This window comes from Mucilaginibacter sp. 5C4, assembly GCF_034345625.1.
Lineage (GTDB): Bacteria > Bacteroidota > Bacteroidia > Sphingobacteriales > Sphingobacteriaceae > Mucilaginibacter > Mucilaginibacter aurantiaciroseus.
The window spans coordinates 1,307,068-1,322,421 of sequence record NZ_CP133775.1; the positions used below are offsets into that span (position 1 = coordinate 1,307,068).

General features: G+C 43.5%; 7 protein-coding genes. 4 read left to right on the forward strand and 3 right to left on the reverse strand.

Annotation, left to right across the window (positions count from 1 at the left end; translation table 11 throughout):
- Window positions 1-111 precede the first annotated feature (111 nt).
- From gyrB to RHM67_RS06095, 3 genes are all read left to right on the forward strand, one after another.
- The gene (gene gyrB / locus RHM67_RS06085) at window positions 112-2,070 is read left to right on the forward strand and encodes a DNA topoisomerase (ATP-hydrolyzing) subunit B (RefSeq protein ID WP_322231209.1); all 1,959 of its coding nucleotides are present in this window, start codon (window positions 112-114) and stop codon (window positions 2,068-2,070) included.
- A 251-nt stretch (window positions 2,071-2,321) separates the two neighbouring features.
- Window positions 2,322-2,660 (forward strand): PadR family transcriptional regulator, encoded by a 339-nt coding sequence (locus tag RHM67_RS06090; protein WP_322231210.1) that lies wholly within the window; start codon window positions 2,322-2,324, stop codon window positions 2,658-2,660.
- Window positions 2,657-3,163, forward strand: a complete 507-nt coding sequence (locus RHM67_RS06095) for a hypothetical protein (RefSeq protein WP_322231211.1) — start codon at window positions 2,657-2,659, stop codon at window positions 3,161-3,163. The genes RHM67_RS06090 and RHM67_RS06095 overlap by 4 nt, the downstream gene beginning before the upstream one ends.
- Before the next feature lie 178 nt (window positions 3,164-3,341).
- Here the strand turns inward: RHM67_RS06095 and RHM67_RS06100 are convergent, their stop codons facing one another.
- The 3 genes from RHM67_RS06100 to RHM67_RS06110 all read right to left on the reverse strand — a co-directional run bounded on the left by RHM67_RS06100 (window position 3,342) and on the right by RHM67_RS06110 (window position 11,217).
- Window positions 3,342-3,773 carry an aspartyl protease family protein gene (locus RHM67_RS06100; RefSeq protein WP_322231212.1) on the reverse strand — a complete coding sequence of 144 codons (432 nt, stop codon included), beginning with the start codon at window positions 3,771-3,773 and terminating at the stop codon, window positions 3,342-3,344.
- 71 nt (window positions 3,774-3,844) lie between these two features.
- Window positions 3,845-6,106: a BamA/TamA family outer membrane protein gene (locus tag RHM67_RS06105; protein WP_322231213.1), complete on the reverse strand. Its 2,262-nt coding sequence runs from the start codon at window positions 6,104-6,106 to the stop codon at window positions 3,845-3,847.
- Window positions 6,103-11,217 carry a translocation/assembly module TamB domain-containing protein gene (locus RHM67_RS06110; protein WP_322231214.1) on the reverse strand — a complete coding sequence of 1,705 codons (5,115 nt, stop codon included), beginning with the start codon at window positions 11,215-11,217 and terminating at the stop codon, window positions 6,103-6,105. Before RHM67_RS06110 ends, RHM67_RS06105 begins: the two co-directional genes overlap by 4 nt.
- Window positions 11,218-11,521: 304 nt before the next feature.
- Between RHM67_RS06110 and dnaE the strand changes: the two genes are divergently transcribed.
- A complete protein-coding gene (gene dnaE, locus RHM67_RS06115; protein ID WP_322231215.1) occupies window positions 11,522-15,106 on the forward strand; it encodes a DNA polymerase III subunit alpha in 3,585 nt (1,194 codons plus the stop codon).
- Window positions 15,107-15,354: the final 248 nt, after the last annotated feature.

Here is a 15,354-nt window from a genome sequence, read left to right on the forward strand (position 1 = left end):
TAAGATGTTTATTATGGATCATATTTATCCACAATCGAACTAATATTGCACATAATTCGAGTTAATGTGAAGCTAAATTCGTAAATTTGATAGTTATTGTTTTAATCAAATATGAGCGAAAAAAATCAGGATAAATCAAATTATTCCGCGGATAATATACAGGTTTTAGAAGGTTTAGAAGCTGTACGAAAAAGGCCTTCGATGTACATTGGTGATACGGGCGTAAAAGGCCTTCACCATTTGGTTTACGAGGTAGTTGATAACTCGATAGATGAGGCCCTTGCCGGCTATTGCGATACCATTAACGTTACTATCCACAAAGGCAACTCTATTACCGTTGTAGATAATGGCCGCGGTATCCCTACGGGTATCAATACCAAGGAGCAAAAATCAGCATTAGAAATTGTAATGACCGTGCTGCACGCAGGCGGTAAATTTGATAAAGATACCTACAAGGTATCGGGTGGTTTGCACGGTGTGGGTGTAAGTTGTGTTAACGCGCTATCTATACACGTAAAAACGGTTGTGTACCGCGAGGGTAAAATATTTACGCAAGAGTACGAACGTGGTAAACCATTGTTCCCGGTAAAGGAAATTGGCGTGTCTGATAAAACAGGTACTACCCAAACTTTCCAGCCGGATGCGGAGATATTTACGCTTACTACCGAGTATAAATTTGAAACATTAGCCACCCGTTTACGCGAGCTGGCTTTCTTAAATAAAGGGATCCGCTTAACGTTAACAGACGAGCGTGAAACTAATGACGACGGTTCTTTCCCAATGGAAGAGTTCTTCTCTGAAGGCGGCTTAAAAGAGTTTGTTAAATACCTTGACGGTACCCGCGTGGCTATCATCCCCGAGCCAATTTACCTGGAAGGGATCAAACAAGGCATTCCTGTTGAGCTGGCTTTCCAATACAACGATACCTATACAGAAAATGTACACTCGTATGTAAACAATATCAACACTATTGAAGGTGGTACACACGTTGCAGGTTTCAGGATGGGTTTAACGCGTACGCTTAAGGCTTACGCCGATAAATCGGGCTTGTTAAAAAATATGAAGATCGAGATTACCGGCGATGACTTCCGCGAGGGGTTAACTGCTGTAATTTCGGTAAAAGTACAGGAGCCACAATTTGAAGGGCAAACCAAAACCAAGCTGGGTAACAGCGAGGTGAGTGGCGCCGTTAACGTTGCCGTAGGCGAAATTTTAGGTAACTACCTGGAGGAAAACCCAAGGGAAGCTAAAATGATAGTGCAGAAGGTTATCCTTGCTGCTACAGCCCGCGCAGCGGCCCGTAAAGCCCGAGAAATGGTACAGCGCAAGAGTGTTATGACAGGGTCTGGTTTACCTGGTAAACTGTCTGATTGTGCCAATAGCGACCCAACCTTATGTGAGCTTTACCTTGTAGAGGGTGACTCGGCGGGTGGTACTGCTAAACAGGGCCGTAACCGCGAGTTCCAGGCGATACTTCCACTACGTGGTAAGATCCTGAACGTGGAGAAAGCCATGGAGCACAAAATTTACGAGAACGAAGAGATCAAGAATATGTTCACCGGCCTTGGTGTAAGCATTGGCACGCCCGAGGATGCTAAAGCGTTGAACTTAACCAAATTACGTTATCACAAAATTGTGATCATGACGGATGCGGACGTAGATGGTTCACACATTACCACGCTGATTTTAACCTTCTTCTTCCGTTATATGAAGGAATTGGTGGAGCACGGCTATGTGTACATTGCATCGCCACCGCTTTACCAGGTTAAAAAAGGTAAAGAATTTGAATACTGCTGGACAGACGAACAACGCGACACCGCCATACAACGCCTAAAAGGCCAGGGTAAAGAGGATAGCGTACACGTGCAACGTTATAAAGGTTTGGGTGAGATGAACGCCGAGCAATTATGGGATACCACCATGAACCCGGCTAACCGTACACTTAAAAAGGTAGCTATTGAAAACGCTGCCGAGTGCGATCACACCTTCTCGATGCTGATGGGCGATGAAGTTGCCCCACGCCGCGAGTTTATAGAGAAAAACGCGCGCTACGCGCGTATAGATACATAAGAGCATCTATTCTGCCTATGATATTAAAGCTTCCTGACTGTTCAGGGGGCTTTTTTACTTTTTGGATTTTATGAGCGCCTTTTTTAGCATTTCAATCGCCTTTATTCGCCCTTCATTCGTCCTTTAAAGTTTCTTTTATGTTCAAATAAGTATCAAAAGAGGCAAGTAAGCGATAGCATCACAAAATATATACTTTTTTATTTATATACATAATTTTCTTATGTATATAATTTTTTTTTTATATTTGAATTATGAGCACTAATCCATTGCTGAAAGGCAGCCTGCAAACCATTATTTTAAAACTGCTGGAAGATAACCACCAGATGTACGGGTACGAGATAACCCAGAAAGTTAAAGAGGTTTCTGAAGGCGAAATAATGCTTACCGAGGGTGCATTATATCCTGCATTGCACAAGTTGGAGGCTGATGGCTTTTTAGAAACATTTACGCAAGTAGTGGACAACCGTGTGCGCAAATATTACCGCCTAACCGAGCAGGGCGGCAAAGAGGTTACCAGTAAAATGAAAGAGGCACAGGCATTTATTGAGCAGCTACAAACATTGTTAAACCTTAAACCTGCAACAAAATGAAACCAAGTGAGCAACAATTAAAAGTGTTACAGGCTTACTTGTATAAAACATTAAGCTACCGCGAAACTTACGAAGAGATCCTCGACCATGTTTTAACAGCTATTGAAGTTAAACGCCGAAGTGGGGATATGCGCGACATTGGTGTAGTTTTCCAGGATGTGGTGGATACGGATTTCGGTGGCTATAGGGGTATTGAAGAACTTGCGCTTAAGCAAGTCAAGATCTATCAAAAGCACATAGGAGCGACGTTCTCAAAAACACTGCGTAGCTATTTTAACTGGAAGGTGTTAACATTTACCTTTATGGTTTCGGCGTTGGCTTACACGCTGCCAAATAACAAGCCGATGCATGTGGTATTCTTAATTGCGATTTTTTTGCTGGCTATTACGCCGCTGATCTATACCTGTATTCTGATATCCCGGAATGTTAAAACCATAAAGGGAAAGCGATCTTTACTTAACGGACACCTTATAGCGCAAACTATTTACCGGCGATGCTGCTAAACGGTATTATTTATATACCCACATTTTTTACGGGCGTGGTTGATGGCGACAATAGTTTTAAGCTGATGCAGCATTGGCCGTTGCCCGCACTTATGGTTGTCCTTATGTTTTTTGCTGTACTAAACTTAAGCGCGATAGACCTCTGCCGTAAGGTTCTAAATAAGCAAGTAGTTTAAGCTTACTTCAGTAATAACCTTTTCTTGCCAAAATCAACAACGGCTTTATACTTCATCAGTATATCACTACCCAAAACACCCAATACTTCGGGATGCCCCATTTCGTGATAGGCTATGTTTATGGTAGATAGGTTGAGCACGGCTACTTCCAACTCCGGTATGAGCAGATCACCTATCCAGATGTTTTCGATAACTGCTGTGGCCGATTCCATGGTATTGGTACCTAACCCGGTCGACAATCTTTCGCTCGCTACAATGGCAGCTTGCTCATTCGCTTCAATGAGTAAATCTCTATCAAATGCGGTACGCGATGCGCCGGTATCCAGCACCACTTTAAAAGGCTTGCCAAATATTACAATATCCAGCAAGGGATGGAAACCATCGCCTTGCAAATCGATAATGTTTAGCGGAACGGAGATCGTGGTTTTAGTCATTAAATCATTCGGTAGATAATGATTAGACGTATCTAACCTCGTAATATTACAATCACTATTACACTAAATAATTAAAACGGATAACCGATGGCAATATTTAAAATTGCGTTTTTAAAGCTTGGGCTTATCGCCCGTGTGCCACCTGCAGGGGTATAAGGCCTCATCAGCGGGAAACCAAGATCGGTACGTAATACCAATATGGTAGCATCAAACCTTAAACCGGCACCGGCATCAACCGCCATCTGCGATAAAAAGTTAGGGCCGAATGTACCACCTGCCTGGTGCGGCTTGGCATTCCAAATATTACCGGCATCGGCAAATATGGCGCCGTACACAATGCTAAATAGTTTTTGGCGGAACTCGATATTAGCTTCCAGTTTTATATCACCGCTTTGGTCGGCAATAAAACTATTACCGCTAAGTGGGGTAGGGTCAACCGTGCCCGGGCCTATCGACCGCGGCCTAAAGCCCCTTAAACTGTTTGGCCCGCCAATAAAGAATTGCTGGTTGTAAGGCAGGATAGTAGAGTTACCATAAGGCAAACCAACACCCACCAATAACCTGGTGGCAATTTTACTGCTTGTGCTCAGTTTATGAAAGAACCTAATCTCGCTCTCTACTTTGGCATACTGGTTAAATATGGTCCCGAAAAGTTTTTTCTCTTTACCGGCAAGTGTATCGGCGCCGGTAACAAGGCCATACAGGTTATTTGATAAACTTACTTTACCACGGAAGAAAATGCTATTGGTGCGGTAATCTTCGGTAGTATTATCATACGTATAAGCATAGCTTGGGCCTAAAGTAAACTGAGGATCGATAAGATGTTTAAGCGAAGGGTTACGGTTGTTCGGATTATTGATGCTATCCCTGTATAAACTATCTACAGAACGCGGTTTTACAAAGGTAGCCTCCAGTAAATTCAGTTCGTGCAATTTGTGTTCATTAGTTTTAAACTGGTAGCCAAATGAACCGGTAAATGAGTTTAGCGAATACAGTTTTTGCCTCACAACAGAGGTATAACCCAAACTTAAAACTGTACGTGGTATATATGCGTTTGATGAACTAACGCGCCATGGGGTTATCAATCGTGGCCACGAAAGGCTGGTTTGCACACCATATTGGAACACGTTAAAGCCGTTATTTTTTCCGCCTATTTGCACATCGGTACTTCCAAATAGCGTTACGGTTAGCAATTCGCCGCCTTTAAAGGCGTTGCGGTTTTTCCAGCTCAGGTTTATTTGCGTACCGGTATAGTTGGCAGATGTGGTACGGCCAATAATCTCGGCCTGTAATGATTTACGCTTGTAAGGGGTAAGGAAGTAGTAAACATCCAGTTTTGGTGAATCAGGCGTCACATCCTCAAACCTGTTTTTTACATAACGGTAAGGGCCTAAGTTAATGAACCTGTTTAACGAATTATTATGCGTGGTGCGGCTGTAAGAATCGTTTGGATGCAGCAAAACAGTATTAGCAAACAAGAAAGGCCTGGCGGTATTACGGGGGTCTACAATGTTGTACCAGCGGTAGGGCTTAGCCTGGTTTAGCTTTAACGAAGTATCCCTTAACGAATAGTTAGGGTACACATAAATATTACGGATGGTGTAAATTTCACGGGCACGCTCAGGCGTAGTTTCTTTGATCTTTACTAACAGATCAACTTTGTGGGTATCAACCGTGCTATCAACTTTTACAATCAATTGCTCGGGCGCGAAGAAGAAGAAACCCTCATCCTTTAAGCGGGTGTCTATACGCACACGTTCCGATTTGATAACGTCTAAATTGTATTTATCGCCGGTTTTTAATAGTGTTCCCTTTTGGGCGCCCCTGATCGCGGTATCCAGGTTGTTATCTGTGGCGCTGGGGAAAGTTACATTACGAATGGTGTAAGATGGCCCGGGCAAAGCTGTAAACAGAGCCGAAGCCGTTTTCTTTTTACCAATAGTATCACCACTTACCGACGCCTGGAAGTAACTTTCGTTTTGCAGGCGATTGGTCATGATGTCGCTGTTCTTAGCTAAGTCAACCTGACTTACGTAAATAGGTGGCTCGCCATATTTGCTGAAGAATTTTTGGATAAAACCATGGCGGGCCTTTGTCTTATAATACAACCAAAGTTTAATGCGCATTCCCAATAATGAAGAATTTGGTTTAGGGCGGATAAGCGTTTTCATTTCGGCACTAAGCGCCTTGGCATCACCTTTTGATATGCTTTTATCATCAACCTTTACAGTACCGCCGGTGTATAATTTTTCACCCTCGGGTACGTACTTAGTGGTACTACAAGCGTTTAATATTACGGCCAGCGATAGTAAATATATTATCCGTTTTATCATAAGGTAGTAGTCTGGGTCTTAGTTCTGTCTGCTTTATCTTTTTCCTGGGATGCTTTCTCCTGCTCGTTTTTTACTTTTTGCTCCTCTTTGTATTTACGGCGCATCTCTTTTTCTTCTTCGGTACGTTTGCGGAAGATCTCGCGGAAACGGTTATAATCTACCGTTAACGAGAAACCTAAACCGGTTTCAACTATCTGGCCCTGTATCACCACAAATTCGTCCTTACGGTAAGCGCGCAGGGTGTAGCGGCCGTCTTTACTCAGTTTGTAATTAACCGATACGTTACCGGCAATATTTGATGTTTTTTGCCCCTGTTGCGCACCCTCCAGGTTAAAGTTATTACCTATCGATACCGTAAGCCTGTCGTTAAGGAATCGTTTGGATAGGCCCACGTTCAGGTCCGTTCGGTTGGTGGCCGTACCAGACGAATAATCCTGCCCGGAGGTTAAACCGAAGTTTAGATCAACACCCGATATTAAACCACCTGCAAGGCTGTTCAACTGGTCGGTTAATAAACTGCTTACACTATTACGGATAGCACCTTGCACACCTGCGCTTCCACCCTGGCTTTGCAGCGGGTTATCGCCAATAAAGTGGCCAAGCACCAATACACCTAACACCTGTTTGTTTAACTCGTTAGGGTCTTGCCTTATCTGTGATAGGCGGGTTTCTACCGTATTGGTAACCACGGCGGCAACGTTATAATTGCTATCCGGCAGGGTAATGTCAAAGCTGATGTTTGGTTTCAGCAGTTCGTTACGCAGGTTAAGGTTTACATTAAATGGTAGTTTTTGCTTGTATTGGGTCGAGTTTTCGTCGCTAAGTTGGTTAGCTACCAGGTCTATCGGCGGTACGTTGGCAACGTAAATTGCGGTAAGGTCAATATTCGCGCTCGTTGGGTCGCCCGTCCATGTTATAGTGCTACCCTTTTTGAAATTGAATTTACGGGATACCGTTGCGTACGATAGGTTATATGAACCGCGATTTACGATATATGTACCCGTTAAGCTTGTTTTACCACTTGGGTCGATGCCGCCGCTTAGGTGTGCTTCGCCTAATAGTTCAACAACGTCACCATTGCGCTCATCAATCACGATAGTGAATTTAGCGTTCTTATCAATGTTAACCGTAGCGTTTACATCAAGCCCGGTGATCTCAGATTTTTTTAACGAATCCAACTGGCGTGCCATCAGTATCGAATCCATTTGAGGGTCTTTAGAGTTCCAGAACTCCACTACGCCTTTACGATCTTCAACACCCGGGTCGCTGGTTGGCAATACAAATACCATTTCCGTTTTATCGTTCACGGTAAGGGTCGCGTCAACCACTGGTTTGGCCATGTCGCCACGGATCTTGATATCGGTATCCAAAAATAGCTTGCCGTAGAATAGCTTATTATCGGCTTTGGTAGAATTTATCGCGCGGAAATTATTAGCGCGAATATTTAACCCAAATTTAAAATCGGTGTAGGTTTTAGTATAAATGGATCCCGATACAACAGCCTTATTATTGGTCGAATCAACCAAAGTGAAATCGTTAAAGCGGATGCCCTCATCATTAAACGTAATGCTCTCCTGAGGCATGGTAAAATAGGAGTTAAGCATGCTGGCATTAAAGCCCACCTTATTAAAGGTGACATTACCCCGCACTGCCGGCGCGGTTGTGGTCCCCGTTATTTTTAGGTTACCGGTGATGTTACCACTGGAGTTTTTGATGGCGCCGAAGCTAAAGCCTTCAATACTCTTCATACCCAGGTTTACAATGTTCAGGTTCAGGTCAAACCTGCTTTCGGGCACGGTGTAGTACATGCCGTTCAAATCAACCTGGTTACCACGGCCTGTTATGCTCATCTGCGCGGCGTAGGCATTAGCTGTTTGGTTGTTAACTTTTAGTGCGATGTTACCAACGGTATCGCCTTTAAAGTTAAAGTCGCTTACGTTAAGGGCTGCCGTAAATACAGGCAATTTTTGGAAGTTGCTTACCTCGGCATTACCGTTTATGGTACCGCCAACTAAAAGGGAATCCTGCTTAGCCAGCTTGGTTAAAGTTTCGATACGGAAGTTTTTGAAATCGACCGTGATAGGCTCGTTATACTGGCCTGATGTGGTATTGGCGCTCAATACCTGGTTGTTGTTGGTAATACTGAAGTTACGGGCTAAAATACCTTTGCCGCCAAACATCAACGCGTTATCGGGATTAACCGACCATGCGGTATAATCAAGCAATAAGCCATTCTCCAAAAAGTTGAATTGATATTCATTTGGCATAGCGATAAACTGCCCGGCGATGCGGTAGCGATCTTTCTTTTGGTTGTCCCTAACTTGCAGGCTGATCCCCAATTTATTGTTCAGGGCGCTGCCCGATACACTGGTAAATAACAGATCAAGCGATGGGCCTACTTTAATCTCATCAACCGTTAGGTTATAATTAAGCGCGTTACCGGTATTAATGGCAAGCTTAAGATTGTTAACCGTATTGGTGCCATAAATAACTTTTTGTGCCGATCCGTTCAAGATCAGTTCGCCGGTGGTGCTGTTAAAGCGGCCGTTGAATAATACCGGATCAAGTTGTTTCAGGTCGGGCACAAACCGTGTTACCAGCGGGGTTTTAACCAAACGGGCATCAAACGTAAACTGCTGCGGCGAGTATTTTACTTTTATACGAGGTGTTTTACTGCCGAGGCTGGTGTTGTAATATTTGTCGATAACATCTTGCACCGCCGGGGCAATTTGGGTTAGCTTGTATTTACCGGCCATGTGCGCATAAAGCATTGGCGCTTTTAAGTAAAGGGTGCTGCTATCGGCAGTGGCTGTAGATACCAGGCTTACCGTATCCAGTTGAATACGCTGTCCGTTATTGTTGATCAAAAGATCGGTAGCCAATATTTTCGCGTTCAGGTAATCCGGGTCGGCGGTTGGTACATCGGCAATAATTTTACCGTGGAAACGAATTGGGTTAGCTGTAAAATGCAGTTTTTGCAGATCGATACTATCCACCATCAGCGTAGCATTTACCGATGGGTATTTTTTGTTCATGTTAGCCTTTGCATCCAAACTAAAGTTGATGTTAGGGTCTTTCATGCGGGCTTTAGCCACATAGCTGCCATTGCGTGCCGTGCCGTTCATCACTAAATTACGGTAGGTGTAGCCTTTTACATTTGCGCTCGTTACATCGCCGTTAAATTTCAAACTGGCGGTTTTAGGGTCGAGGCCGGTACCGCTGATGTTGGCCTTCATGGTTACAAAGCCAACCATTTGCGGTTGTTTGGTTAACGCACCTACGTTTAGGTTATTGGCTTTAATATTAGCTGTGTAAGTTTCGCTGCCTTTGCGTTTACCGCTCTTCATGGCTGCCACCAGGTCAACCGCGCCGTAGCTGCTGCGCAGGGTCATTTTGGTGTTAAAGTTTTTCATGCTGCCTTTAAAGATTCCTTTCAGCTCCATATTCTCGGGCACGCTTACATTTGGCGGGATGGTTCCTTTTGGTACCAGGCGAACAATATCATTACGTGTTGTGCGGAAATCATTAATGGTAACATCAAATACCGACTTCTCTACATTAGGCAGGCCACGCATGTTAGCCGATGCTTTAACGTAAGTAGTGCCAAAACCACTTATCTCAATGTTCGGGATGCGCAGGTTATCAACCGTGCCATTAACACGGCCATTGATTTTTATGGTGGAGTTTGGCGACGATTTAAACGGTTCCATTGAAGCCATGGTAGGCATCAAAAGCAACACATCGCGCAAGCCAAGCTTGCTGCCATCTAAATTTGCGTTGATGTTTAGCTTGCCCAGATCTTTAGTTAACGATTCGATAGATGGGTAACCCACCTGCAGATCTTTCTGGATAACCGAACGTGGTGTTTGCACCAGCAGGTCTTTCAAATAAGCATTCTTTGGCCCGTAAAAAAAGGTAGTGTGGAACTTATCGATCTTGAACCCGCTTTTTTCGCTAAAAGTAAATGAATTGATACGTCCCGATAAGCTATCCGGCGTGTAACCAATATTTTCGGCATCGGCATTTAAGTTTTTGATACTCATGTGGGCAAAATCCAAACCGCGTGGCATAGGTTTTTGCGTATCGTTATCAAACTTAATATTATCGTTGGTGAAGGTTACTTTACTTAAGTTGGCTGTCCAGCCTTTCGCCTGGGTGGTAGAGGTAAGCGTATCTATTTTCTTAATGGTTTTATCAACCGCTTTGGCTACAGTTGCAGGTTTGGCAAAGGTTAGCCAGGCGTTGGTATTATCTAACACGATAGATTTGATGCCCACGTGCTGGTTCTTCATGTCTATCTTATCCATGTTCACCAAAAACTTGCCCAGATCAACCTTGGCGGCCATTTCGCTGCTTTTGTAATCAACCTTAACCTTGTCAATATTGATCTCGCCTAAAGACAGATCCATATTTAAAGGTTTGGTAGTGGTGTCTATTGTAGCAGCTTGGTTAATAGATGAACCGGCAGGTGTCTGGATGATCTTAGCATTCACCCCGCTCAAGTTTATTTTAGGGATAGTGAACTTCATCTTATCCGGGTCAAAATCCTTAATGCGGGTATCAAAGTGGCCCAGCAAGAATTTAACATCGTTGCCTGTGGTTACATCTTTGTATTTGATATTGATCTTATCAAGTATGATCTTATCTACCGAGAACTTCATGGTAGAGGTAGTATCGGTAGGTTTAACTTCTTTTTTCTGCTCGCCGGCAAATGCCTTGATAATATAGTCGAAATTGAAGAGGCTATCCGGCCCGCGGCTAATGTTAGCCGTAATGCCTTCCAGGTTTATTTCATTTATCTCAACCTTGTTTTTTAACAACTTTAGGAGCGTGATATCGACCTTTAGTTTGTCGCCTGCGATAAGGGTGTCTTTCTTTTGATCCTCAAAGTAAACATCCTCCAGCACCAGTAGTTTGGGTAGCCCCAAACTGATGTGCCCTATCTCAACTTTTGTGTGAATTTTATTTTGTAAGAAAGTAACCGCCTTATTCTTAGCAAAATTTTGCACGGCGGGTACCTGTATTAAAACAACCACAAGTAACACCAAAAATATGACACTTGCAATTATCCAAAGTATTGTTTTAAGGGCTATACGTCCAAATCGTTCCAAATTCTTAAAGGTTAGGGTACTACTTGTAGTTAGGGCAATTAATCGTAAAAAAGCGTTTTTGTACAAATTTTTAACATAAATACAAAGCGTTTGTTTTTTCTTATAACGATATATTGGCTATAAATATAAGATTATTGTATGTATTATAAATCTTACAAAAAAATGCAGCGCAATACTATCCATATTGAAAATATGTCAATCGTTTCAAGTACAGAATATTCGATGTAATTATCAACAAGGTTGGCTTAAATTTTTAATTTTTGATAAATTTGTATTCCACAGGATCAGCAGAAAGAGATAACATATGCCCGAATTTTCGCACTTACACGTACATACCCAGTTTTCTTTACTTGATGGTGCCGCCGATATATCAAAATTATATAAAAAAGCGGCTGCCGATGGGATGAAAGCACTGGCCATTACCGACCACGGGAACATGTTTGGTGCCTTCAAGTTTGTGGCCGAGGCGGGTAAACACAACGTAAAACCTATTGTAGGCTGCGAGTTTTATGTGGTGGATGACAGGCATAAAAAGCAATTTACCAAAGAGAAAAGAGACAAGCGTTACCACCAGTTGATGCTGGCCAAAAATGCTGAAGGCTATAAGAACCTCATCAAACTATGCTCGTTAGGTTATATGGAAGGCCTTTACAGCAAGTGGCCACGTATTGATAAAGAACTGATCCTGAAATATCATAAAGGGATTATAGCTACCACCTGCTGCCTTGGCGCATCGGTACCGCAGGCTATTTTGCGCGATGGAGAAGCTGCTGCCGAAATTGAATTTAAATGGTGGCTGGATCTTTTTGGCGAAGATTTCTATATAGAAATGCAACGCCACGACATCCCCGAGCAAAACACTGTTAACCTGGTGCTGGCAAAATTTGCTAAGAAATACAATGTTAAGGTTATCTGTTCAAACGATTCGCACTACGTGGATCAGCAGGACAGTAACGCCCACGATATTTTGCTTTGTGTAAACACAGGCGATTTACAAAGCACCCCCATAGCTACTGATGAAGAAGGTGGTAAGGGTTACCGCTTCGGTTTTACCAACGACCAGTTTTATTTTAAAACACAGGCCGAAATGAGCAAACTATTCAGCGATATTCCCGAATCGCTGGATAATACGCAGGAAATTGTAGACAAAGTTGATGTACTGAAACTTAAAAGGGACATCCTGTTACCTAACTTTGTCATCCCCGAAAAATTTAAGATCCACACCACTGCGGATGCCGATACGCTAAACCAGTGGGAATACCTGAAACACCTTACCTATATGGGTGCCAAGGAGCGATATATAGATATCAGCCCCGAGGCTGAGGAACGCATTGAATTTGAGTTGTTCACCATCCGCACCATGGGTTTTGCCGGCTACTTTTTAATCGTAGCTGACTTTATTAGGCATGGCCGCGATATTGGCGTGTTTATCGGTCCCGGCCGAGGTTCGGCAGCGGGGTCTGTGGTGGCGTATTGTACGGGTATCACTAATATCGACCCATTAAAGTATAACCTCCTGTTCGAGCGTTTTTTGAATCCTGACAGGAAGAGTATGCCCGATATTGATACCGATTTTGATGATGCCGGGCGCCAAAAGGTTATCGATTACGTGGTTGATAAGTATGGCAAGAACCAGGTAGCGCAGATCATCACTTATGGTTCTATGGCTGCCCGTACCAGTATCCAGGATGTGGGCCGCGTGTTGGATATGCCGCTGAGCGATGTGAACGCCATGAAAAAGCTGGTGCCCGATACCTTAGGGATCAACCTTAAAACAGCTATTGAGCAGGTGCCAGAGTTGCAGGCTATCTACAAATCGGCCGATTTGAAAGGTATTGTGCTCCGCGAGGCTGAAAAGCTGGAAGGGTCGGTACGTAATACAGGTGTGCATGCCGCGGGTATCATTATTGCGCCATACGATTTAACAGAGATCGTCCCGGTGGCTACCGCTAAGGACTCGGACCTGTTGGTTACCCAGTATGATGGCCGAGTAATTGAGGATGCCGGTGTAATTAAGATGGACTTTCTGGGCCTTAAAACCCTTACCATTATTAAGGACGCGCTAAGGCTTATCAAACAAAACCACGATGTACACATCGATATAGATTACATTCCGCTGGATGATGAGCAAACTTATGAGCTTTACCAGCGTGGCGATACCAACGGCACTTTCCAGTTTGAAAGCGACGGGATGCAAATGTACCTGCGCGACCTGAAACCCGATAAGTTTGAGGATCTGATCGCCATGAATGCCCTTTACCGCCCTGGCCCGATTGAGTATATTCCTAACTTTATTAAACGTAAGCATGGTTTAGAGCCCATTGTGTTTGACCTTGCCGACATGGAAGAATACCTGGGCGAAACCTATGGTATTACCGTGTACCAGGAGCAGGTGATGCTTCTGTCGCAAAAATTGGCAGGCTTTAGTAAAGGCGACGCCGACGTTTTGCGTAAGGCGATGGGTAAAAAGCAAATTGAGGTACTCAATAAAATGGAAGCCCAGTTTATGGATGGGGCTATTGCCAAAGGCCACCCCAAAGATAAACTTACCAAAATATGGAACGACTGGAAGGCATTTGCCCAGTATGCGTTTAATAAGTCGCACTCTACCTGTTACGCTTTTGTGGCCTACCAAACGGCTTATTTAAAGGCGCATTACCCGGCAGAATATATGGCGGCGGTACTAAACAACCAAAATAACATGGAGAAGATCACCTTCTTTATGGAAGAATGCCGCCGTATGGGTGTGGAGGTTTTAGGCCCCGATATTAACGAAAGCGACCTCGCCTTTACAGCCAACAGAAAAGGGGTTATTCGCTTTGGATTGACCGGTGTTAAAGGTGTAGGCGAAAAAGCTGTTGAAAGTATTATTGAAGAGCGTAAAGAACGCGGCCCTTATAAAACCGTTTATGATTTTGCGCAACGGTCTAACACCAGATCGGTAAACCGTAAATCTTACGAGAATTTGGTTTATGGTGGTGCCTTTGATGAATTTGGTTTGAACCGCGCACAGTTTTTCGCCAAAACAGAGAATGGTATTTTAAGCGGGGTAGAACGCCTGATCAAATATGGTAATGATTACCAAAATACACAAAGCAGCTCGCAATCATCACTATTTGGTGGTTCGGTAGCATCATACATCCCCGAGCCGGCTATGCCTGAAGCTGAGGAATGGCCGCTGATAGAAAAGCTGAAATACGAAAAGGATGTAATCGGAATTTACCTAACCGGGCACCCGCTTGATAATTTTAAGCTGGAGATGGATAAGTATTGCAATACCAGCATTACCGAACTAAAGAACATCCAGAAAGCCCGCTCGGGCGAGGGAGGGGAAGAGGTAATGGAAAACCTGGCTAATCTGCGTAAACGCGGCGAGATCAACATTGGGGGTTTAGTGGCCAACGTTCAGCATAAAACGACTAAGATGGGTAAGCCATTTGGCACGTTTGTGTTAGAAGATTACAACGAAAGCTACGAATTTGCCTTTTTTGGTGAGGACTATGTAAAGTTCCGTAATATGATGGTTGATGGCTATTTTCTGCATGTTAAAGGGAGTATCGAGGAGAAATTCCGCCAGAAAGATAACTGGGATTTAAGGGTTACCGTAATGAGTTTACTATCCGAAATGAGGGATAAACTCACCAAATCCTTAACCGTTTGCCTTGATGTAAAAGCGCTGAATAACCAGTTATTAGATAGCCTGATGCAGGTGATCACTACCAATAACGAAAAATACCCGGCCAAAAGCTGTGCCCTTAAATTCAAGATCCGTGATGGCGAAGAGGCGATGTATGTAGACCTGCTCTCCAAATCGCACAAGGTAAGCCCAAGCGATGAGTTAATGGCTGATATATTTAGCTTGACCAACGCGCATGCAGTATTGATGTAGTTTTATGATATTACATATGGATTTATTTACACAACAAGAGGAGGTTATTTTAGAACGTCATCGTGCTTACTAAATGGGGAATATGGAAGTCTACTCATTGGAAGAACTAAAAGAATTTTTAAATAACGATGAACTTTTGATACTTTCTCAACACAAAAAGTAACCTTACTAAGCGCAAAATAAAGCGGCCTTTGTCATATCTTAAGATGTTGATAATATAATTGTCACATTGTGATGCCCCTGCTTGT